The organism is Rhodococcus sp. HM1 (assembly GCF_023218075.1).
Lineage (GTDB): Bacteria > Actinomycetota > Actinomycetes > Mycobacteriales > Mycobacteriaceae > Rhodococcus.
The window spans coordinates 20,742-42,724 of record NZ_JALPTB010000056.1; the positions used below are offsets into that span (position 1 = coordinate 20,742).

21 protein-coding genes and 1 pseudogene are annotated in these 21,983 nt (G+C 69.9%); 9 read left to right on the forward strand and 13 right to left on the reverse strand.

Going from position 1 to position 21,983, the window contains the following annotated elements; genetic code table 11:
- Nucleotides 1-27 precede the first annotated feature (27 nt).
- A complete protein-coding gene (locus M1M07_RS24050; protein WP_197250514.1) occupies nt 28-1,539 on the forward strand; it encodes a glutamate-cysteine ligase family protein in 1,512 nt (503 codons plus the stop codon).
- 183 nt (nt 1,540-1,722) lie between these two features.
- Here the strand turns inward: M1M07_RS24050 and M1M07_RS33235 are convergent.
- The 4 genes and pseudogenes from M1M07_RS33235 to M1M07_RS24070 form a co-directional block, all read right to left on the reverse strand.
- A pseudogene (locus M1M07_RS33235) lies at nt 1,723-2,121 on the reverse strand (TetR/AcrR family transcriptional regulator); the annotation flags it as partial.
- 102 nt (nt 2,122-2,223) lie between these two features.
- Entirely contained in the window at nt 2,224-4,476 is a 2,253-nt protein-coding gene (locus M1M07_RS24060) for a M28 family peptidase (protein WP_248675783.1), read from the reverse strand.
- Between the two features lie 73 nt (nt 4,477-4,549).
- Nucleotides 4,550-5,773: a globin domain-containing protein gene (locus M1M07_RS24065; RefSeq protein ID WP_248675784.1), complete on the reverse strand. Its 1,224-nt coding sequence runs from the start codon at nt 5,771-5,773 to the stop codon at nt 4,550-4,552.
- A 55-nt stretch (nt 5,774-5,828) separates the two neighbouring features.
- The gene (locus tag M1M07_RS24070; RefSeq protein ID WP_197250512.1) at nt 5,829-6,269 is read right to left on the reverse strand and encodes an Rrf2 family transcriptional regulator; all 441 of its coding nucleotides are present in this window, start codon (nt 6,267-6,269) and stop codon (nt 5,829-5,831) included.
- Nucleotides 6,270-6,451: 182 nt separating this feature from the next.
- On the opposite strand from M1M07_RS24070, the gene M1M07_RS24075 reads away from it, so the two are divergent.
- The 3 genes from M1M07_RS24075 to M1M07_RS24085 all read left to right on the forward strand — a co-directional run bounded on the left by M1M07_RS24075 (nt 6,452) and on the right by M1M07_RS24085 (nt 9,405).
- Nucleotides 6,452-7,342, forward strand: a complete 891-nt coding sequence (locus M1M07_RS24075) for a universal stress protein (RefSeq protein ID WP_248675785.1) — start codon at nt 6,452-6,454, stop codon at nt 7,340-7,342.
- 80 nt (nt 7,343-7,422) lie between these two features.
- Complete coding sequence (locus tag M1M07_RS24080; RefSeq protein ID WP_197250511.1) at nt 7,423-8,463, forward strand: LLM class F420-dependent oxidoreductase; 1,041 nt, start codon at nt 7,423-7,425, stop codon at nt 8,461-8,463.
- 36 nt (nt 8,464-8,499) lie between these two features.
- On the forward strand, nt 8,500-9,405 hold the full coding sequence (locus M1M07_RS24085) for a universal stress protein (RefSeq protein ID WP_197250510.1): 906 nt from the start codon (nt 8,500-8,502) through the stop codon (nt 9,403-9,405).
- A 63-nt stretch (nt 9,406-9,468) separates the two neighbouring features.
- On the opposite strand, the gene M1M07_RS24090 is transcribed toward M1M07_RS24085, so the two are convergent.
- From M1M07_RS24090 to M1M07_RS24100, 3 genes are read right to left on the reverse strand one after another with little or no spacing between them, the layout of a single operon-like run.
- The gene (locus tag M1M07_RS24090; protein ID WP_248675786.1) at nt 9,469-9,720 is read right to left on the reverse strand and encodes a hypothetical protein; all 252 of its coding nucleotides are present in this window, start codon (nt 9,718-9,720) and stop codon (nt 9,469-9,471) included.
- The gene (locus M1M07_RS24095; RefSeq protein WP_197250509.1) at nt 9,717-10,664 is read right to left on the reverse strand and encodes an acyl-ACP desaturase; all 948 of its coding nucleotides are present in this window, start codon (nt 10,662-10,664) and stop codon (nt 9,717-9,719) included. Before M1M07_RS24095 ends, M1M07_RS24090 begins: the two co-directional genes overlap by 4 nt.
- A 23-nt stretch (nt 10,665-10,687) precedes the next feature.
- Nucleotides 10,688-11,611 (reverse strand): nitroreductase family protein, encoded by a 924-nt coding sequence (locus M1M07_RS24100; RefSeq protein ID WP_197250508.1) that lies wholly within the window; start codon nt 11,609-11,611, stop codon nt 10,688-10,690.
- 184 nt (nt 11,612-11,795) lie between these two features.
- Between M1M07_RS24100 and M1M07_RS24105 the strand changes: the two genes are divergently transcribed.
- On the forward strand, nt 11,796-12,443 hold the full coding sequence (locus tag M1M07_RS24105) for a response regulator transcription factor (RefSeq protein WP_197250507.1): 648 nt from the start codon (nt 11,796-11,798) through the stop codon (nt 12,441-12,443).
- Nucleotides 12,444-12,471: 28 nt separating this feature from the next.
- Here the strand turns inward: M1M07_RS24105 and M1M07_RS24110 are convergent, their stop codons facing one another.
- From M1M07_RS24110 to M1M07_RS24125, 4 genes are read right to left on the reverse strand one after another with little or no spacing between them, the layout of a single operon-like run.
- Nucleotides 12,472-14,130 carry a GAF domain-containing protein gene (locus M1M07_RS24110; RefSeq protein ID WP_248675787.1) on the reverse strand — a complete coding sequence of 553 codons (1,659 nt, stop codon included), beginning with the start codon at nt 14,128-14,130 and terminating at the stop codon, nt 12,472-12,474.
- Entirely contained in the window at nt 14,127-14,771 is a 645-nt protein-coding gene (locus M1M07_RS24115) for an alpha/beta family hydrolase (protein ID WP_248675788.1), read from the reverse strand. Before M1M07_RS24115 ends, M1M07_RS24110 begins: the two co-directional genes overlap by 4 nt.
- A 56-nt stretch (nt 14,772-14,827) precedes the next feature.
- Nucleotides 14,828-15,898: a tellurite resistance/C4-dicarboxylate transporter family protein gene (locus M1M07_RS24120; RefSeq protein ID WP_248675789.1), complete on the reverse strand. Its 1,071-nt coding sequence runs from the start codon at nt 15,896-15,898 to the stop codon at nt 14,828-14,830.
- 10 nt (nt 15,899-15,908) lie between these two features.
- On the reverse strand, nt 15,909-16,775 hold the full coding sequence (locus tag M1M07_RS24125; protein WP_197250505.1) for an Fpg/Nei family DNA glycosylase: 867 nt from the start codon (nt 16,773-16,775) through the stop codon (nt 15,909-15,911).
- Between the two features lie 88 nt (nt 16,776-16,863).
- On the opposite strand from M1M07_RS24125, the gene M1M07_RS24130 reads away from it, so the two are divergent.
- The 3 genes from M1M07_RS24130 to M1M07_RS24140 are packed head-to-tail and all read left to right on the forward strand — an operon-like array spanning nt 16,864 to nt 18,512.
- The gene (locus M1M07_RS24130) at nt 16,864-17,664 is read left to right on the forward strand and encodes a thymidylate synthase (RefSeq protein ID WP_197250504.1); all 801 of its coding nucleotides are present in this window, start codon (nt 16,864-16,866) and stop codon (nt 17,662-17,664) included.
- Entirely contained in the window at nt 17,661-18,152 is a 492-nt protein-coding gene (locus tag M1M07_RS24135) for a dihydrofolate reductase (RefSeq protein WP_197250503.1), read from the forward strand. The genes M1M07_RS24130 and M1M07_RS24135 overlap by 4 nt, the downstream gene beginning before the upstream one ends.
- A 33-nt stretch (nt 18,153-18,185) precedes the next feature.
- Complete coding sequence (locus M1M07_RS24140) at nt 18,186-18,512, forward strand: cupin domain-containing protein (protein ID WP_197250502.1); 327 nt, start codon at nt 18,186-18,188, stop codon at nt 18,510-18,512.
- Nucleotides 18,513-18,516: 4 nt separating this feature from the next.
- Here M1M07_RS24140 and M1M07_RS24145 read toward each other — a convergent pair whose 3' ends face one another.
- Together M1M07_RS24145 and M1M07_RS24150 are read right to left on the reverse strand one after the other, a co-directional pair.
- Entirely contained in the window at nt 18,517-20,037 is a 1,521-nt protein-coding gene (locus tag M1M07_RS24145; protein ID WP_248675790.1) for a carboxylesterase/lipase family protein, read from the reverse strand.
- A 55-nt stretch (nt 20,038-20,092) separates the two neighbouring features.
- Entirely contained in the window at nt 20,093-21,316 is a 1,224-nt protein-coding gene (locus tag M1M07_RS24150; RefSeq protein ID WP_248675791.1) for a hypothetical protein, read from the reverse strand.
- A 58-nt stretch (nt 21,317-21,374) separates the two neighbouring features.
- Between M1M07_RS24150 and M1M07_RS24155 the strand changes: the two genes are divergently transcribed.
- On the forward strand, nt 21,375-21,983 hold a 609-nt coding region (locus M1M07_RS24155), incomplete at its 3' end, for a TetR/AcrR family transcriptional regulator (protein ID WP_248675792.1).

Here is a 21,983-nt window from a genome sequence, read left to right on the forward strand (position 1 = left end):
TCGGCTACCGGATCGAACGGGGACGTCATGGGCACCGAGATCAGGATGCGATCCTTCACGCGTGACGACCGACGTCAGTTCCGCCGCAAGGTACAGGCCTGCGTGTCGGTGCTCGATCGCATGTTGCGCGACGACGCCTTCATCGATGTGCACGAGCCGCCGGAACCGCAGCTCGGCATGGAGATCGAGTTCAATCTCGTGCGCGACGACATGGCGCCGGCGATGTCGAACCTCGAGGTTCTGGAAGCGATCGACGACGCGTCGGTGTTCCAGACCGAACTCGGGCAGTTCAACGTCGAGATGAACGTCGAACCCGGTCGGCTGACCGGCGACGCGACCATCGAACTCGAAGAAAAGCTCCGGCAGTCGCTGCGGCGCGCCGACGAGCGAATGCACCGGCAGAACGCGCAACTCGTCATGGTCGGGATGTTGCCGACGCTCGAACTCCACCATCTCGGCCGCGAATGGATCACGGCGAACCCTCGCTACGAGGCGCTCAACGAACAGATCTTCGCGGCGCGCGGCGAGGACATCGAACTCGACCTCGACGGGGTGCCCCTGCCGGGCACCGACGTCGTCGAACAGCTACGGGCGGACACCAACTCGGTGGTGCCGGAGGCGGCGTGTACCTCGCTGCAGCTCCACCTGAGGGTCGCGCCGGAGGAGTTCGCCGCGCACTGGAACGCCGCGCAGTGCCTCGCGGGCGTGCAGGTCGCGTTGGCGGCGAATTCGCCTTTCCTGGCGGGGAAGGCGCTGTGGCACGAGAGCCGGATTCCGTTGTTCGCGCAGGCAACCGACACCCGCACGCTGGAACTCAAGAACCAGGGAGTGCGTCCGCGCGTGTGGTTCGGGGAACGCTGGATCGACTCGGTGATCGACCTGTTCCAGGAGAATTCCCGGTACTTTCCGGCGCTGTTGCCCGAGGTGTCCGAGGCCGACCCGGAGACGGACCTGGCGGCGGGTCGTGTCCCGGAACTGCGTGAGCTGCAGATGCACAACGGCACCATCTACCGGTGGAACCGCCCGGTCTACGACATCGCGGACGGTCATCCGCACCTGCGCATCGAGAACCGCGTGCTGCCGGCGGGGCCCACCGTGCTCGACATGATGGCCAACGCCGCGTTCTACTACGGCGCGCTGCGGGCCCTCGTCGACGCCGAACTCCCGATCTGGCACCGGATGAGTTTCGATGCGGCACAAGGGAATCTGGGTATCGGCGCGAAATACGGACTGGATGCGCGGTTGTACTGGCCCGGTCTGGGCTGGGTCGGCGCGGACGAACTGGTGTTGCGTCGGCTGCTGCCGCTGGCGCACGCGGGACTCGAGGCGTTCGGGTTGTCGTCGCGGGCGCAGGACCGTTACCTCGGGATCATCGAACAGCGCAGTCTGAGCCGTCAGACGGGAGCGGCGTGGCAGCGTGCGCAGATCGCCCGTCGGGAGGCCGCGGGGGCGGATCGCCGAACCGCGCTCACCGAGATGATGCGCGACTACGTGCGCAACATGGCCGGAGGCCGGCCCGTGCACGAGTGGGAAGCCTAGTGTGGCACCGGGTTCCGGCGCAGGCCCGAGAACATATGCAGGATAACCGTTTCCATTTCGCGTGACGTCGATTCGGTTTCCTCGGTGCCGGCCAGCGGCTTCGCGGGCGCCGCACAGGAGGTCGAAGAGCAGTCGCGTGGTGATCTCGATCGGCAGCGGCTTCAGTTCACCGGCGTTGTCCAGTTCGACGAGCAGTGCCTTGATCGTCGGGATCACGAACTCGTTGTCGAGTGCGCAGGTGCGTTCCTCGCCGAGGACCCCGACGACCTGCCGCAGCAGGGCGCGTGCCTCCCTGTCCTCGGCGTACACCTTCAGATAGGCGCGCAGGGCCCGCTCCACCCGTTCCCACGGGTCCGTCACGTCGCCGATCGTGTTCACGACGGTCGTCAGGCCGTCGGCGATCGAATCCCGGACCAGCTGCGCGAAGATCGTCTGCTTGTCCGAGAAGTGGTGGTAGACGGCGCCTTTGCTGACATTCGCGAGCTTGGCGATGTCCTCGACCGAGGTGTTGGCGAACCCGCGGTCGACGAAGAGGGAACGTGCCGCTTCCAGGACCGCGTCCCTGGTGAGGGCGGCGTACATCTCACGGCGGCCGGACTTGACAACGGTCGCTGTACTGAGTGCGGCTTCGCCGCCCGTGTGCCTTTGTGGCGGCTCCCACCGCCACAAAGGCACACCGGCGCGTCAGCGCACCACGGTGCGGGTGACGGCGACGATGGGTCCGACGACGACCTTCCCGTCGGGTGGGGTGTACCCGGGAACGACCGCGAGATCACCGGACAGGTCGGCGACGCGGACCTCGACTTCGTCTGCGGGGCCGGTGGTTTCGAGATCCAGGCGCACCTCGATGCCGTCCGGGCTCTCGGTGGTGTACAGGAATCCGAAGTCGGCACCCGGCTCGACGGCCGCGCCGTCGACGATCGCCTCTCGCACCGTCGCGCCCTCGACCCACAAACCCAGGGTGGCAGCGCCGCGCGGGGAGGACAGACGCAATTGCAGCACGCGGCCGCCGTCGACCTGCGCATCGTCCAGAACGTCGACCCTCGGCGGCTCGAGCGGGGCGATCGGTGCGGGACCGTGAGCCAGCGAAGTTCCCGGGCGCCAAGGGAAATAGTCGGGCAACGGGGCGGGGGACTCGGTGAGCAGGTCGGCGCTCCAGTCGGAGCGCGGCCGATCCGGCGACGCCCATACCGCCTCACCGTGATCGGCGTCGAGAGAGTAGAACACCTCCTCCTGGCGCGGTGCGGTCGCGCCGGCGCGGTTGGTGTAACCGCCGAGCAGCGTGCACCCGACGACCGCGAACACGGTGAGCACCGCGATCGGCACGGCGCCCTGGTCCGGCAGGAGCGGGCCCGTCAGCGGCAGCAGAAGTGCGAACAGCACCGCGACGAACGCGCCGGCGAGCGGCGCTCCGAACATCAGGCCGGCGTCGAACGAGGCGAGCACCGCCGGGACGGTGACGAGGGCGGCCGGTAGGAGTCCGGCGACCACCACGACGGTCCGCCACCACGTCGACCGCTGCGGAATCGCCTCGGCGACGAGCACCCCGAGGACGGCGGGGAGCGCGGGCAGCACCAGCGGGCTCGCGATCCCCATGAACGGCAGGGCGGCGAGCGCCACGAGGGTGACGACCACCAGCGCCCCGACCGCGAAGGCCGGCGCACCGAATCGCCGGCGCACCGCCACGTATGCGGTGGTGAGCACACCGACGGCGGCGACGACCGCGGCGAGTTGATAGAAGCCGGTCCGGTAGGGCTCGCTGATCGGGACGGAACCCAGACCGGGGACGACCCGCTGCGACATCCACCACGGCAGGAACGCAGCGCCCCCCGCCGCGACCGCCGCGACCAGCGCGACCCCGGTGGCCCGACCGATCTGTCCGGCGGAGGCGTCGCGGCGGCGGATCCGGACCACCGCGAGCACCGCGACCGCGACGGCGAGCACGAGGGTCAGCGCCACCTCCATCCACCGCGGGTAGTACAGCAGGCCCCACGGCGTGGTGGCGACGATGTCGGTGCCCCCGCCGAGCGCGGTCAGATCGGTCGCGCCCAGGGTGAGCGCGGTGGCGAGGGCGACGTCGCCCATCTGTTGCAGCGACGACCGGCTCAGGCGATCGGGTGTGTCGAGCGGTGTGTGGTAGTAGGCGCTGCCCCCGGCGATCGCGGTGTCGTAGCCGTGGAGGCCCGCCTCGTCGAATCGGCGGAAGTCGGTGTCGTTGGGCAACGCCTCGAACGCCGTCTGCGTGAACGAGTCGGCCAGTGCGTCCGGTGCCTGCGCCAGGATGCGGACCAGATCCGCGTTGGGGGAGGAGATCCGGAACGTCAGCGGCATCCCGGCGTTGCCCCGAGCCTCGTGGTTGAGCACCACCATCGGGCCCGGAAACGGGGGCGGCTGCGTCGTGAACAGCTGGGCGCCCAGTAAGCCCCGTTCCTCACCGTCGGTGACCAGAACCACGACGTTGTTGCGGGGCCGCTCGCCGTCGGTCAGGGCACGGGCCGTCTCGAGGACGGTGCCGACCCCGATGCCGTCGTCGGAGGCGCCGGGGGAGGCGGTCACGGTGTCGTAGTGCGCGGCCAGCACGACGGTTCCGGTGGGATCCGTGCCGGCCAGCGTCGCGACGACGTTGCTCAGCCGGGCGCCGCGCCGGGTGTGGGAATCGGTCGGCGTGAACCAGCCGACGCCCTCCTGCACGGTGGTGTCCCAGCCGAGATCGTCGAGGACGCGCACCAGGTAGTCGCGCGCCGCGGTGTGGCCGGGTGACGCGAGCGGTCGCGGTTCGGCGGCCACGACGTCGATGTGTTCGGCCGCGCGCGCCGCGCTGAATTCGGAGGGCGGAGCGTCGGCGCCGAGCGGAGCGGCGGGATCGGGGACGACCGTCGCGGCGACCCCGACGAGGAGAACGACGAGCAGGCCCAGCACGTTCGGCAGGCGATCCATGCTGGGAGCGTAGCGGAGGAACAGCCGTACCCCCGGGCACTGGACCGGGGGTACGGCTGTAGCGGGTGGAGCGTCAGGAAGCGGGCGACCAGCTGTCCGGACCGAAGACCTCGTAGTGGATGTTCTCGGCCGGGATGTTGCGCTCGATCAGGGCCTCGCGCATCGACAGCATGAACGGCAGCGGACCGCACAGGTAGGCCTGGGTGTCGGGATCGAGCGGCAGGTCGCTCAGCTCGGCGCGACCGAGGCGGACCGTCGCGAGCGGCTGACGGGCACCGAGATCCTCGTACCAGCGGTGTACCTCGGCTCCGGGGATGCGTTCGACGAGCGTCGCCAGCTCCTGGCGGTGCGCGTGGTTCGCGACGGACCGGTCTGCGTGCAGCACCGAGACCCGGCGGGCGTCACCGGTTTCCGCGAGATGCGAGAGCATGCCGATCATCGGGGTGCAGCCGATACCGGCCGACGCGAGGAACAGCGGCGCGTCGTTCTCGGTGAGAACCAGGTCGCCGAAGGGCGTGGTCACCTGAAGCTCGTCTCCCTCGAAGACGTTCTCGAACAGGTAGTTCGAGACCTCGCCGGCGGGGGCGACGGTGCCGTCCTCGGTGGGGTGCGCGAGCACACGCTTGACGGTGATGCGCCAGTCCCCCTGCGACGGCGCGCTCGACAAGCTGTACTGGCGGATCTGACGGGCGCCGTCGGGAAGCTTGACGCCGACCGAAAGGTACTGTCCGGCACGGAATCCCGGAAGGGGAGCGCCGTCGAGTGAAGTGAGGACGAAGGAGACGGTGTCCGCGGACTGGTAGACACGTTCGGCGACACGCACGTTGCGCCACACGTCACCGGGAGCCACACCGGCGGCCTTGTAGAGGTCGTCCTCCATCTTGATCAGGGTGTTGGCCATCAGCCAGTACACCTCGTCCCACGCTGCGGCTACCTCGGGAGTAACTGCCTCGCCGAGGATTTCGACGATCGCCTCGAAGAGGTGCTTGTGCACGATCCAGTACTCCTCGGGCTTGATGCCGAGCGAGGCGTGCTTGTGGGCGATGCGGGACAGGATCGTCTCGACACGGGCCGGATCGGGATCGAGCTGCAGCGTCGCGAACGCCGCGATGGAGCCGGCCAGTGCCTTCTGCTGCTCACCCTGCTTCTGGTTGCCGCGGTTGAACAGGTCGCGTTCGAGTTCGGGATGTGCGGCGAACATCTTCTTGTAGAACAAGGGGGTGATGTCACCGATGGCGGCGCCCACGGCGGGCAGCGTCGCCTGGATCACTTCCTTGGATTCGGGTGAGAGCGGCATCGTTGGGCTCCGTTCTTGAGGGGTTCCGGGGAACGCGGTCGTACTTGTGGGCTGTTCAGACGGCAGGACGGGTGAGCTGCAGCAGCACAGGATTCTGTTGCGCCGTAGCAAGATCCGCGATGGTGACGGAGTCGAGTGCGGCGTAGAACGCTTCCTGCGCGTCGCGCAACGCCTTGCGAAGGCTGCAACCGGACCGCAGCGGGCACGGTTTCCCTCCCTCGCAGTCGACGACTTCGTCGTCGCCTTCGAGTTGCCGAGCCAGCCATCCGATGGAGGCGGACCGGCCGAGTTCGGTGATGGTCAGGCCACCGCCGCGGCCGCGACGGGTGGTGACGACACCGAGCTCGCTCAGGCGGGCAACCACCTTGGTGGTGTGTGCGTAGGACAGATTCAGTTGCTCGGCAACATTTTTGGTGCTGGGCAGGCTGTCCGCCGCGGTGGCTGCCAGGTGCATGACAACTCGCAGTCCGAGATCGGTGAACTGGGTGAGTTGCATGGACACAGACTAGATAATTTGCATCCGATATGACAATTTAATGTGACCCGGATCGCAGAATCGAAGATTCCGATGTATCCATCGTGCCGATCCGCTAGTGCTGCCGCCAGAGAAGTCCGGGCCCGATCCCGGTGGGACCAAAGTCCGTACCCGAGCCCGAGGCGGCGGGTTAGCCTCGGATCGTGACGCTTCCAGAAGGCAACAATCAGGTGGTCGTCGGTGTGGACGGATCGGCCGCATCGACAGCAGCGGTCCGCTGGGCCGCCGCGACCGCGGCGGCTCGCGACCTCGTGCTCCGCATCGTCCACGTCATCGACTTCTCGCCGACCGGCTACGCCGGGGCGCCGTACGTCGAGTCCGCGAAGGTCTTCGAATGGGCCGAGGAGGACGGGCGGGTCATGCTGTCCGACGCCGCGGCCGTCGCTCGCGCGGTCGCCCCGGACGTGCGGATCGAGACCACGCTCGTGCCGGCCGGTGGATCGCACTGGTTCGTCGAGGAGTCCGCCCGGGCCCGCATGATCGTGCTGGGCGCGTCCGGCAGCGGGCGGATCGGGCAGGCCCTGCTCGGATCCACCCCGATCGTGGTCGCGAGCCACGGGCACTGCCCGGTCGTGGTGGTGCGCGGTGACGAGCCCGACCCGACCGCGCCCGTCGTCGTCGGAGTGGACGGCAGCCCGATCAGCGAGCGCGCCGTCGCCGCCGCGTTCGAGGAAGCCTCGCAGCGCGGGGTCCCGCTCGTCGCCGTCCACGTCTGGAGCGACGTCAAGGTGGGCACCTTCTCCGGGGCCGATCGGGCCGAGCTGCTCGACCCGCGGGCGTTCGAGGACAGCGAGCAGGTGCTGCTCGCCGAACGCCTCAGCGGCTACTGCGAGCGGTACCCGGATGTGGTCGTGCACCGCGAGGTGTACCTCGACGGGCCGCGCCTGCACCTGCAGGCGTGGAGCGAAAAGGCGCAGCTCGTCGTCGTCGGCAGCCGCGGCCGCGGTGGCTTCACCGGCCTGCTGCTCGGCTCCACCGGCAACGGTCTGATCCGGGAAGCGCACTGCCCGGTGATGGTGGTGCGTCCCGCGTAAGCCCGAAGTGCTGACGGTAGGGTTCGGGTGCACGGTTTCGACGAGTGCCCTTCCGGGCGCCGCACGATTGGGGAAGATGCATGCGCATCGGGATGGGATTGAACTACAGCGGCGGATTCGCCGAGACGGCCGCCGAGGTCGCAGACCTGGAGCGGGCCGGTCTCGACATCGTCTTCGTCCCGGAGGCGTACTCGTTCGACGCGGTCAGCCAGCTCGGCTATCTCGCCGCGAAGACCACGCGGGTCGAGCTGGCGTCCGGCATCTTCCAGCTGTACACCCGGACCCCGAGCCTGACCGCGATGACGGCGGCCGGTCTCGACTTCGTCTCCGACGGCCGCTTCGTCATGGGTATCGGCGCCTCCGGTCCGCAGGTCATCGAGGGCTTCCACGGCGTCCCCTACGACGCGCCGCTCGGACGCACCCGCGAGATCGTCGACATCTGCCGGCAGGTGTGGCGCCGCGAGAAGGTCCAGCACCAGGGCCGGTACTACCAGATCCCGCTGCCCGCCGACCGCGGCACCGGCCTGGGCAAGCCGCTGAAGATCATCAATCAGCCGGTGCGGGAACGCATCCCGATCGTCATCGCATCGCTCGGCCCGAAGAACGTCGCGATGACCGCCGAGATCGCCGAGGGCTGGGAGCCGATCTTCTACTACCCGGAGAAGGCCGCCGACGTCTGGGGCGACGCCCTCGCGAAGGGCAAGGCCAAGCGCGACCCGTCGCTCGGTGACCTCCAGATCTACACCACCCCGGCGCTGGCCATCGGCGAGGACGTCGACCACATGCTCGAGTGGATCAAGCCGCACCTCGCGCTGTACATCGGCGGCATGGGCGCCAAGGGCAAGAACTTCTACAACGACCTCGCCGTCCGCTACGGCTACGCGAAGGAAGCCGAAATCATCCAGGACCTCTACCTGGCCGGCAAGAAGCAGGAAGCGGCCGCCGCGGTTCCCGACGATCTGGTGCGCGCCGTCTCGCTCATCGGACCGGAAGGCTATGTCCGCGAACGCGTCGCCGCATTCGCCGAATCCGGCGTCACCACCCTGTCGGTGACCCCGCTCGCCGCCGACAGCGCCGGCCGGATCCGCCTGATCGAGCAGCTCCGGGCAATCTGCGACTGACAGACCCACCGCGTCAACATCGAGAAGAGGACACAGATGAGCGATCCCAAGCCGATCGTCGTGGCCGTCGACGGGTCGGAAGCGGCTACCACCGCCGTGATCTGGGCGGCGCGCACCGCCGCGGCCCGTGGCCTGCCGTTGCACATCGTCACCGTCGTGCACGTGCCGTCGTTCTACTACTCCGAGCCCTACCTGGCGCAGAGTTTCCACCAGGAGATGAAGGACACCGCGCGGGCCCGGCTGGACAGCTCGGCCGTCCTGGCGCGGCAGACCGCCGAGGAGATCGGCCGTCCTCTCGAGGTGACCACCGCCCAGGTCGAGGGGAAGGTCGCGCAGACCCTCGTCGACCTGTCCGCCCACGCCCGGCAGCTCGTTCTCGGGTCGCGCGGTCTCGGTGAGGTGAAGGGCCTGCTCGTCGGTTCGGTGACGCTTGCGGTCGCCGCGCATTCGCACGCACCGGTCGCGGTGGTGCGCGGGCGCACCCTCGACGGTGCACCGCCCGCAGAGGGGCCGGTCGTCGTCGGTGTCGACGGCTCCGAATCCTGCGAGGCGGCCGTCGAGGTCGCGTTCGAGGAGGCCGCGGCACGACGAGCGACCCTCGTCGCCGTCAACGTGTGGAGCGACGTCAGCGTCCAGCCGTCGCTCGGTGCGGTGCCCGAGGATCCGCAGTGGAGCACCATCCAGACCGGGGAGGAAGTGGTGCTCGCCGAGCGCCTCGCCGGGTTCCGGGAACGCTACCCGGACGTCGTGGTGGAACGGGTGGTCGCGCGGGACCGGCCGGTGCGGGTCCTGAGCGAATACGCCGAGACCGCACAGCTTCTCGTCGTCGGCACCCGTGGTCGCGGGGGATTCAAGGGCCTGCTGCTCGGTTCGACCAGCAACGCGCTGATCCAGACCGCGGACTGCCCGGTCATCGTGGTGCGCCCGTACGACGCGCCGTAACGGGTGGCGGTTCGGTCCCACCGGGGCCGAGCCGCCACCCGCCGGTGGGGATTCGGCTTCGGCTCAGCCGAACTCGTCGATTCCCCGCTCGCGGAGTTGTGCCCACACGTCCGCCGGGTGCACCCCGCGGCGGATCGCGTCGTTCTCGATGAGAACCCCCAGCATCAGCGACGTCAGATACGCGGCGTCCTCCGCGTGTTCGGTCGCGTAGCGGGCGCGCAGCCAGCCGGATGTGTTCTGCTGCTTGGCGTTTCGTGCCATCTCCAGGACCGCGTGGAACAGCTCGTCCGCCGGCTTCTCGGTCGGGGCGCTCACGCGTCGACCTTCTCTTCGCGCTTGGACTGTCGGGCGAGTGCGCGGTCGCGGGACTCCTCGAACCGCACCGCCTGTGCCTCGAGGTCCACCAGGAACCGGTCGAGCTGCTCGCGCAGATCCTCACCGCGCGCACCGAAGTCGGTGCGTTCGAAGATCCGCCACTTGCGCAGCACCGGCTGCACGACGTCGTCGAGATGCTGACGCAGGTCGTAGATGCCGCCCTTGGCGATGAGCACGGCGTTGCGCCGGAAGCCCGCCATCGACGCGCCCGGCATCCGGAAGTTGGTGAGAATCCGCACGACCGCCTCGAGGGTCTGATCGGGTGCGACGTCGAGCGCCCCTTCGACGATGTTGCGGTAGAACATCATGTGCAGGTTCTCGTCCGCGGCCACTCGTGCGAGCATCCGGTCCGCGATCGGATCGCCGCAGGCCTTGCCGGTGTTGCGGTGGGATACGCGGGTGGCCAGTTCCTGGAAGGTCACGTACGACACCGAATCGAGCATCGACGTGGCGCCGGGCGCGAACCCGTTCGTCATGTGCTCCATCCGCGCGTTCTCGAGCGCCACCGGATCGACCCCGCGGGTGACCACCAGATAGTCGCGCATGACGATCGAGTGCTTGTTCTCCTCGGCGGTCCACCGCCCCACCCACGTGCCCCACGCCCCGTCGAAACCGAAATGCTCGGCGATCTCGCGGTGGTACGACGGCAGGTTGTCCTCGGTGAGCAGATTCGTGATCATCGCGGCCTTCGCCGTCTCGCTGAGCGAGGACTGCTCCGGATCCCAGTCGACGCCGCCCAGCGCCGCGAAGTTCCGGCCGTCGTCCCAGGGGACGAAGTCGTGCGGATGCCAGTCCTTCGCCATCGCCAGGTGCCGGTTGACGTTCTCCTCGGCGACCGGTTCGAGTTCGCGGAGCAGTTCGATGTCCGTGAGTCGTCTTGTCACAGTGCGAATCCCTCGTCTCGGTGTCAGTATCCGATGCGCATGATCAGTTGCGGCAATCCCGGCAGGGAGAGCCGCTCGGCGAACCGCGCCGCCGAGTCCTCGACGCGCAGGGGGTGGGTGAGCACCGACGCCGAGAGCCTGGCATCGACCGCGGCCAGCCAGGCTCGTTCGGTCGCGATCCCCACCCGGATCAGATCGAGCGGCTCCGACGTGGCGGTGGTGAACACCAGCACCGACTCCCGGTCGATCGCCTCGGCGAGAGCGGTGGTGTTGGGAATACCGGTGGTGACCAGCGCCTTGCCGGCGGCGCCGCCCACGTCCAGGCCGGCGTCCCAGTCGGTGACGACCTCCGCGCTGCCCTCGGGCTGCCAGTGCGATGTCCACGAGAACATCTCGCGCTGGTAGTGCGGGTTGCGGCGGACCTCCTCCGCCGAGTAGGTCAGCGTGTCGGCCAGGACCGGCGCCTCGTCGGACGCCAGCAACCGCACCTGCACACCGGGTACCTCGGCGACCGCGGCCATCACGTCCGCGAGGGTCTCAGCCGCCACGGGAATCCGCGCGAACGATTCACGATGACTGCGGCGATGCGAGATCGCGGCGTAGAAGCGCAGGTCGGAACCCGACGGGGGATGCACCTCCACGGCGTCGACCCGCGCGATCAACTCGGGTCGTTCCGGGTCCGGCAGGAGCGTGGTGCGAGTGCGCCAGCCCAGGACGCGGATACCCAGTTCGAGGTTGGCCAGTGCCGTACCGCACGAGATCAACCGGTCCGGCCGCAGCGGATCGAGACCCGGCTCGGCGAACTCGAGCCGCTCGTCGAGTTCAGCGGAACGGCCCGGCAGGCGGAGGTTCCAGGGCTGGGTGTCGTGGATCGACGGTGCCTCGATGACGGCGCGCGCGATGATCTCGGTGTCTCCGGTGGTCCAGGTGTCGCTCGGGACGGCCATGTCGAACTCCTCGTCTCGTCGGGCACCTCACGCAGGTCACGGGATGTTTCCACGAGGATCACCCACCGCAGGTGCTGCGCGCAGCGGGCGAAGGTCCCGAAACAGTCGTCGAACGGCCCGACGTCGCCACGGTTGCACCGAACTGGGACGATGGACCCGACCGTGTGAAAGGAAGGTGGCTCCGATGCCTCGCGTGTTTCTCGTCGACGATCACGAAATCGTCCGGCGTGGTCTGGTCGACCTGCTCAGCAGCGTGCCGGATTTCACCGTCGTCGGTGAGGCGGCGTCGGTGGGGGAGGCGCTGGCGCGCATCCCCGGCAGCGGTGCGGAGGTGGCGGTGCTCGATGTGCGCCTGCCGGACGGCAACGGCGTCGAGTTGTGCCGTGAGCTGCGGGCGCGGATGCCGGAACTGCGGGCCCTGATGCTCACGTCCTTCGCGGACGACGAAGCGCTGTTCGACGCGATCATGGCGGGCGCGTCCGGGTTCGTGCTCAAGCAGATCCTGGGCACCGATCTGGTCTCGGCGATCCGGACGGTCGGGGAAGGCGGGTCGCTGCTCGACAGCCGCGCCACCGCCGCGCTCATGGACCGCATCCGCGCCTCCCGGACCGCCGATCCGCTGGCCGAGCTGTCCGAGCAGGAACGGGCCGTCTTCGAACTGATCGGTGAGGGCCTGACCAACCGCGAGATCGCGGAGCGGCTGTTCCTGGCGGAGAAGACGATCAAGAACTACGTCTCGCGGCTGCTGTCGAAACTGGGCATGCAGCGACGCACGCAGGCCGCGGTGCTGGCGACCGAACTGCGCAAGGAACGCGGGAACGGTCCCGCCTGACCGTGCCGGCCCTGCCGGGGCGGTCCGGTCAGAGCGGCACCGTCCACAGCACGCGGGTGCCGCCGTCCGGGCCGGGTCCGATGCTGCACTCGCCCGCGCACTGCTCGGCGCGGCGTTCCAGATTCGCCAGCCCGCTGCGATGCGGGGTCGCCGGCAAACCCGTTCCGTTGTCGACGATCTCGATGGAGAACGACTCGCCGGCGGTCACCGAGACGGTGATCTTGTCGGACTGCGAATGCCGCAGCGCGTTGCTCAGCCCCTCCCGCAGCACCGCCTCGGCGTGCGGGTGGATCCGGTCGGGGACGAGGGTGTCGATCGGACCGACGAACTGCACGTTCGGGGCGACGGACGAGTGGATGCTCAGGTCGCCGACCGCGTCGAGCAGTCGCCGGCGCAGACTCGTCGATGCCGCCGCGCCCGTGGTGTGCAGATCGAAGATCGTGGTCCGGATCTCGCGTACGGTCCGGTCCAGCTGTTCCACCGCATGCTGGACCACTTCCGAGACCCGCTGGGGATCGGCACCGGGCACCATCGCGCTCTGCAGGCTCATGCCTGTGGCGAACAGGCGCTGAATCACGTTGTCGTGCAGGTCCTGTGCGATCCGATCGCGATCGGCGAGGACGTCGAGCAGCCGCTTCTTGCGTTGCTGCTCGGCGAACTCGAGTGCCACCGCGGCGAGATTCGCCATCGATTCGAGGTGCGCGACGTCCTCGCTGTCCCACGGGTCGGTGCCGGGCGCGCGCGTCACGATCAGCACACCGGTGACGGGGGAGGTCGCCGACAACGGCAGCACCACCGCGCTCCCCGCGGTGCCCGCACCCGCCGACGGCAACCCCTCCAGAGTCTCGGTGCGCACCGGGCGCCGCGATCGAAGAGCTTCCAGCACAGGCGAATCGGTGAGATCGATGAGGACCGGCCCGGTCGCCGGTGCGGCGGGTGACGCGGCGCGCACAGTGCCGTGCGAGCCGTCCACCAGGACGACGAAAGCACCGGCGCCGCGTGCGAGGTCGCGGACCTGACCGGTGAGCGACCCGAGCGTTTCGTCGACCGACCCGCCGACGAGCAGACGCGCGTTGATCGAAGCCATCGCGGCCAGCCAGCGTCCGCGGGTGACCGAACCCTCGAACAGCCGGGCGTTTTCGACGGCCATGCCCGCCGAGGTCGCGAGGACCTTGATGATGACCTCGTCCTCCTCGGTGAACGCCGGAGCGTCCAGCTTCTCGGTGAGGTAGATGCTGCCGAACACCTTGCCGCGGATCATGATCGGCGTGCCGAGGAAGCTCTTCATCGGTGGATGGTTCGGTGGGAACCCGACCGAGGCGGGGTGCGTGGACAGGTCCCCCAGCCGCACCGGTTTCGGGTCGTTGATGAGCAACCCGAGGAGACCGCGGCCCTCCGGCAGGTGACCCATCCGGCTGCGCTCGGTGGGATTGATTCCCTCGTACACGAATTCGGACAGGCCACCGTCCGCGGCGCGGACCCCGAGCGCACCGTAGCGGGCATCGAGCAGCGATACCGCGGTCTGCACGATGCGCTGCAGCATCGAATCGAGTTCGAGACCCGACCCCACCACCAGCACGGCCTCGAGCAGGCCGCGCAGCATCGCCGGGTCGGTGTCGGCGTCGTCGAGCCTGCCGCGCAGTTCGGACAGCAGGCTGTCGATGGCCGAGTCGGTTGCCTCGCTCACAGTGTCTCCTCGAGCAGTTTCAGCACCGCGGCGACCGCCTCACCGGACGGGTCGGTTTTCGCGCGGCTCAGGTCGTGACCGGCGGCAGGCACCTCGACGAGCGCGGTCGCCGCCGGGATCAGAGTGGATGCCTCCAGCAGTTCGGCGACGGTCCCGAACGGGTCGCGGGCACCGTGGACGAACACCGTGGGCACCGCGACGTCGGGCAGGTGCTCGGTGCGGGCCTTCTCGGGCTTGCCCGGCGGATGCAACGGATACGAGATCAGCACGAGCGCGTCGGCGATCTTCGGCTGCTCCGCCACGAGCATCGACGTCTGCCGGCCCCCGTAGGAGACACCGCCGAGCAGCAGCGGACCGTCGGTGCGGTCCCGCAGTGCCGCCGCCGCCGCGGCGACCCCGGCACGGTCCTCGGCCGCGCGCGACGGCTGCGGCGGACCCTTCGGATTGCGCCGGCGGAACGGCAGGTCGTACCGCAACGAGAGGAATCCGTGCTCGGCGAAACGGTCGCACACACGCTGCAGGATCGCGGCGTCGCTGGTGCCGCCGGCGCCGTGGGTCAACGCGACCGCGCCGCGCGGCGGGCCGTCGGGAACATGCAGGCTGCCGCGCACCGTCTCGGTGTCCACGAGTTCGACGCTCACACCCGATACCGTAGTCGTCCGCCGGAAACGGCCTCGGGCGATGTCACCGTCGTCGATCACGCCCCGGTGTCGGTGGCTCCGGGGGTGCGGGTGGGGTCGCGCAGCACCCTCGTCCAGATCCGGTGCAGCATCCCCGCGAACACCAGGACCCAGGCGACGACCGCGACCCACAGTTCGACGGAGCCGACCATGCCGACGAGGGGCAGCTCGTCGGCGCGGCCGAGGTAGATCCCGGCGACCGCGTACATGCCGAGCGGGAACACGATCGACCACAGCGACGAGTCGTAGGTCAGCGGAACCCGGTGGGTGCGGTGACGCCACCAGCCCGCCGCGATCAGAGGCGGGAACAGCCAGGTCGCGAACGCCCAGATCACGACGGCCAGGCCCGCGATCAGTCCGCGGGTGGCCTCGACCATGGGTGCGTCGGCCATCTCCACGATGCGGGAGCCGGCCACCACGGTGATCGAGCACGCGCCCATCGACACCCAGTAGGGGGCGGTCAGCTCGGTCGGGCGCAGCGGATACTGCAGCAGCCGTGCCGCCACGAAGATGCCGGCCGCGGCGTACAGGAACAGGCCGACACCCCACGTGAAGACGGCCACCGCCGCGAGCAGCCGTTCGAAATCGCGGTACACCGGCTGCAGGGTGGCCGCGGCGATCGCGACGGATTCGCTCGCGACCACCCAGACGAACCAGGTGCCGTTGGCCTTCGCGAGCACCGGGCGCTGCGTGGTGCCGAGAACCGCCGTCCACGGAATCACGTAGCCGAGCACCAGCCAGGTGACGGCGGCGACGACGAGCAGCACCGCCGCGGTCGAATGCCAGCCCTCGGTCATCAGGCGGATTCCGAGGACGTTGCTGCCCGCGATGAACGTGAAGAACCCGAACGCGCGGCCCGAGTCGGCCATGTCCGCGCGCATGTCGTGCCGGAACGCGATCAGCCGCCACAGCGACAGCACCACCAGCACCGCGTACCCCACGGCCGCGACGACCAGTACGGCCGTCGACGCCACGGAGTGGCCCTCCAGGTGCAGCCCGATCGAGACGATGCCGGCGGCCATGACGAACGCGAAGTAACCGGGCGATAGCGCGCGGACCGAGTCGCGCATCCGAGTCGAGATCTCCACCCCGTGCAAGCTACTTCAGCAGCCGGGACAGTTTCCGGTCCGCGAGGATCTTGCCGCCGGTCTGACAGGTCGGGCAGTACTGGAATGACCGTTCCGAATACTCGACCTGGCGGACGGTGTCGCCGCACACCGGGCACGGCAGGCCCGTGCGCGCGTGCACCCGCATCCCGGATCGTTTCTCGCCCTTCAGGCGCGCGGCGTCTTGTCCCACCGACCGCGCGACCGCGTCGGTGAGGGTCGCGCGCATCGCGTCGTGCAGGGCGTGGATCCGGTCCTCGGTGAGGCGGCCCGCGGTCGCGAAGGGCGACAGGCGTGCGGTGTGCAGGATCTCGTCGGAGTAGGCATTGCCGATCCCGGCGAGGACGGACTGGTCGACCAGCACGGTCTTGAGCCGCGATGTGCTGCCGCGCAGCAGTCTCGCGAGGTCGTCGGCGGTGACGTCGAGCGCGTCCGGTCCGAGCCGTGCGATGCCGGGCACCTTGTGGGGGTCCTCGACGACCCAGACGGCCAGCCGCTTGCGGGTGCCGGCCTCGGTGAGGTCGACGGCGGGGGTCGTCGCGTCGGGGGTGAACAGGTGGATGCGGAGCGCGAGCGGTCCCTTGCCGGGGCGCGGTGGTGTGGGCGACGGGTCGTCGATCCAGCGCAGCCACCCGGCTCGCGACAGGTGGGTGACGAGCGAGAGGTCGCCGCAGTCGAGGCACAGGAACTTGCCGAAGCGGCGCGCGCCGGTGATGTCGCGGCCCTGCAGGGCCGTGATCGGCGGGTCGGCGGTCTGCAGCACGCTGATCGACGCGACGTCGATGCGGCCCACGACCGAGCCGACCGCGTGCTCCCGCAGGAACCCGGCCAGTGCCTCCACCTCGGGCAGTTCGGGCATAGGGTGCAGCCTACGGCTGCCCGTGTCTATTTGTGGCGGCTCCAGCCGCCACAAGGGCACACCGCGGGGAAGCCGTAAACTTGCCGGCGTGACTGTGCCGACCCCGTACGAAGACCTGTTGCGCCTCGTCCTCGAGACGGGCACCCCGAAGGCCGACCGCACCGGGACCGGGACGCGCAGCCTGTTCGGGCATCAGATGCGCTTCGACCTCGCACAGGGATTCCCGCTGATCACCACGAAGAAGGTCCACCTCAAGTCCATCGTGTACGAGCTGCTGTGGTTCCTGCGCGGCGACTCGAACGTGCGATGGCTGCAGGAGCACGGCGTCACCATCTGGGACGAATGGGCCGACGCCGACGGCGAGCTCGGACCCGTCTACGGCGTGCAGTGGCGGTCCTGGCCGACCCCGAGCGGCGAACACATCGACCAGATCAGCCAGGTCCTCGAGACGATCCGCAACAACCCGGATTCGCGGCGCATGATCGTCTCCGCCTGGAACGTCGCCGACCTCGACGACATGGCGCTGATGCCGTGCCACGCGTTCTTCCAGTTCTACGTCGCCGACGGCAAGCTCAGCTGCCAGCTCTACCAGCGCAGCGCCGACCTGTTCCTCGGCGTGCCGTTCAACATCGCCAGCTACGCGCTGCTCACCCACATGGTGGCGCAGCAGACCGGCCTCGAGGTCGGCGAGTTCATCTGGACCGGCGGCGACTGCCACATCTACGACAACCACATCGAGCAGGTCACCGAGCAGCTCGGGCGCGAGGCCTACGAGTACCCGACGCTGAAGCTGAACCGCCGGGATTCGCTGTTCGACTACGAGTTCGAGGACGTCGAGGTCGTCGGCTACCGGCACCATCCCGCGATCAAGGCGCCGGTGGCGGTGTGACCGGGGCGCTGACCCTGATCTGGGCCCAGGCCCGCGGCGGCGTCATCGGACGGGACGGGACGATCCCGTGGCACATCCCGGAGGACATGGCGTTCTTCAAGGAAGCCACGATGGGGCTGCCCGTCGTCATGGGACGGCTCACCTGGGATTCGCTGCCTGCGAAGTTCCGGCCGCTGCCGGGCCGGCGCAACATCGTCGTCACCCGCAACCCCGACTGGACCGCCGACGGAGCCGAGGTCGCCGGCAGCGTCGAGGCGGCGCTGGGCCTCGTCGACGGTGCCGACGCCGCCGTCATCGGCGGTGGCCAGATCTACGCGCAGGCCATGCCGCACGCGACGCGGCTGCTGGTCACCGAGGTCGATCTCGACGTGGACGGTGACGCCGTCGCTCCCGAGATCGGACCGGGCTGGACGGTCACCGAACAGGGCGAATGGCAGCAGTCCCGGTCCGGTATCCGGTTCCGCTGGGTCGGGTACTCGCGAACCTGAGACCGCGCCCGCGGGGTGGGCCATACTGCGAAGATGGACAAGCTCTCCCTCACCGCCATGGCCCGGCAGCAGCTCAAACTCGCGGCGGCATCGAGCAACGGGCGCAGTTCGCAGACCGTGCTCGGCGGGCACACCAAGCACCTTCGGCAGACGGTGATCGCGCTGCTCGCCGGACACGAACTCGGCGAGCACGACAGTCCCGGGGAGGCGACCATCCAGGTTCTGTCCGGGCAGTTGTCGCTGATCGCTGGGGACCAGTCCTGGAAGGGTTCGGCCGGGGACTTCCTCGTGATTCCCCAGTCGCGGCACAGCGTGGCCGCCCTCGAGGACGTGGCGTTCCTGCTGACCGTCGCGAAGTGATCCGCTACGGGCAGACGGGGGTGCGATAGCCCGCGTAGCCCTCCCAGGCGAGCCGGCGTTCCCGCCGCGGATCGTGTTCCACCCGGGTCGGCACGTCGAAGATCGTCGTCGCGCGCTCCCGCTCGTCGTACTGCGGCCACGACGGCAACGGCTCACCGTGCCGTGCGAAGTGCAGCCAGTGCCGCTGCACGGCGTCGCTGACGAGGCGCAGCCCGCGGCGACCCCCGAGGGCCGTGTACGCCCGGCCCAGTGGCGTGTCCACCTGATCGAACACCGAGAGCAGTTCCACCGCGTGCGTCGCATCGAACCCGGACACGCGCGCGAGCCGGGGCGCGAAGTCGAAGCGGTAGCTGTAGGTGGGTGCGAACCGCGAATGGGCCTGCGCGATCTGGATCGACGGATACCAGAAGGTGAGGTCGCCGCCGAGATCGACGGCGGCCCGTTCACCCGGATAACCCGGATAGGCCGACACGACGCGGTCGCGGGCCGCTTCGTCGGTGAGCGCGAACATCCGGTCGATGCGGTCCGGGTTCGTCGGCAATCCGTCGAGGAATCGCGGGAACAGGGCGCCTTCCCGGTCGTTGGTGCCGATGATCAACGGAACCCGTTGCGCCGCACCCGATTCGTACGCGTCGAGCGGATGGGTGGGCAGGAAGTCGCCGTCGACCACCGGACCGAACACGTGCAGGCCGGGGGAGGCGTGCAGCGTCTCCCGGGACAGCCGGTTCCCGGTGCGGCCGAGTTCGGCGGGCGTCGCGGCGTCGAGCGCGGCCGCCGCGGAATCGGCGTCGGCGCCGAGCAGTTCGACGAAGCGCGCGGCCCACTCGGCGGCGCGCGGCGCATCGACCACCAGGTCCGGTGCGGAACTCTGCGCGATCGCCTGCGCGAACAGACCGCGCGAGGCGGGGGTCGCCAGCAGGGTGGTGACCGCGTTGCCGCCCGCGGACTCGCCGAATACGGTCACGTTGCCGGGGTCGCCGCCGAACGCGGCGATGTTGCGCTGCACCCATTCGAGGGCGGCCACCTGGTCGCGCAGCCCCAGGTTGGAGTCGAACCGCCGGGCCGGGGTCGAGAACGCCGAGAAATCGAGGTAGCCGAGGCTGCCGAGCCGGTAGTTGAGCGACACGTAGACCACGTCGCCGCGGCGCACCAGCGACTGTCCGCCGTAGAGCGACAGCGCGCTCGTGCCGAGCGTGTAGGCGCCGCCGTGCACGAACACCATCACCGGGCGCGGCGTCGCCGACCGGGCGGCGGGAGCGATGACGTTGAGGGTCAGGCAGTCCTCGCTGATCGCCAGGCGTTCCCGGCTGCCGGTGAAGGCGCCTCTCGGGGCCTGGCACGCCGCATTGCCGAAGCGCGTCGCGTCGAGTTCCCCGGTCCACGGCTGCACCGGCTGCGGCGCCCGCAGTCGCAGCGGGCCGACCGGCGGCTGCGCGTACGGGATGCCCCGCCACGACAGGAGGTCGCCGACGCGGCTGCCGCGGACCGCGCCGTCGGCGAGTGTGACCAGGGTCTCGGGGGTCATGTGCGCAACTGTACGTGACGGGCCGTCACAGCTGCCGGTGTTCGCTGTCCCGCGGTCACCAGGGCCGGGCCTCGAGTCCGCGATCGGCGAGTTCGGCATCGGCGTACACGCGCAAGGTCGCGGCGTCCGGGAACCGATCGGTGTCGAGCGCGACGAGCGAGAGCGTGTAGTGCCCGCCCAGCCTGCACAGGTAGGCCGACAGGTGTGTCGACGTGGTGGCTCGGGGCGCGGGCAGGCCCGGGTGCATCGCCCGCGCGGCGAAACCCACGGTGCGGTGCGGTCCGAACGTCTCGAGGCTCTGGGGGATCGGTCCGATGTTGGAACACAACACATCTCGCTCGCCGGCACCCGCCGCGAGCCGCGCGGCCAGCCGATCGGGGACGAGTTGCAGGATCTCGTCGGGGATGCCGTGGGGAGCGCCTTCGGGCGGTCGCCGGTACGCCTCGCGCGCCGCCTCGCGGATCCGCGCGGGGCTGTCCGTCGGTCCGACGACGACCTCGGTGGTCGTCACGCCGTTCGCGGCGGTCCCGGCGTTGCGGGAGTCCACCGGCACCGCGATTCGCACGGGGGAGGGCACCCCGGCGCGACGGGCGATGCCCGCGCCGACGGCGAGGAACAGCGCATTGGGGGTGCCGCCGTCGGCCTCGGCCGCCCGGTCCCATCGTGCGGCGTCGATGTCGAGCAGCGCGGTGACCGGCCTGGCGGTGACCCGCCGGGGCGCCGGGCCGTCGCCGGAGGCGGGGGAGTAGCGCACCCCGCGCAGGCCGCGACCGACCCGGCGGATCAGGTCGACGGCATCGCGGACATCCGACGTGCGCTCGGCGCTCGGTGCTTCGACCGTGCCGGCGAGGCCGTCGGTGACGGCGTCGAGCAGGCCGCGGGCGTCGACCAGCACGTGGGAGCACACGAGCGAGACGACGGTGCCGCCACCGGCGAGGGGGGCGGCCGTCAGGGCCCAGCCCGGGTGCCGCTCCGGGTCGACGTCGACCTCGGCCTGCGCGTCCGCCCACGCGAGGATGCCGTCGTCGGGGATCGGGGCGGTCGGGTAGTGCAGGGGCCGCGATTCGACGCTCGGTTCGAATCGGGGGCGTGCGCCGGGCACGCGGGATCGTACGACCCGCCGGCCGAGCGGACCGCCGGCGAGGGCGTCGTGCAGGGAGATCAACAGCGGCAGGTCGACGGTGTCGTCGCTGCGCCACAGCCCCTGCATGACCACCGGCAGGCCGAATCCTCGGTGCCGGTGCAGGAAGATCTCGTCCACCACGCTGAGCCGGTTCACACCTTCGACCGTAGCGCCGACCGTTGACCCAAGGGATGAACTGAGGTTCAATTCTTGCGTGGCCTACCGCCGGACCGCTGCCGTCGAGCAGCGACTCGAAGACCGCCGTGCCGCGATCGCCGCCGCCGCGGTCGCGCTGCTCTCCGAGCACGGCTACCGCGCGCTGTCCATCGCCGCCGTCGCCGAACGCGCCGGAGTCGCCACCGGCACCGTCTACCGTCACTACACCGACAAGTCCGACCTGATGGTCCGGATCTTCCGTGACCTGTGCGCCCGCGAGGTCGAGGCCGTGACCGCCGCAGCCTCCGCCGCCGGGTCCGGCACCGGAAAGGTCGCCGCGATCGTCGAGACCTTCGCGCAACGGGCGCTGCGCAACCCCCGGCTCGCCTACACCCTGCTCGCCGAACCGGTCGACGCGGCACTCGACGCGGAACGGCTCGTGCTCCGCCGCGCGTTCGCGGCCGCGTTCGCCGACGCGATCGGCTACGGCATCGGCACCGGCGAGTTCCCCGAGCAGGACACCGGCCTCGCCGCGGCCGCCCTCGTCGGCGCGGTCGGCGAGGTGCTCACCGACCCCCTGCACACCGGTGCCGCCGCGACCGGCACCGTCCCCGACCTCACCGCTGTCTATTATACACATCTCCGAGCCCACGAGACATGCGCAGAC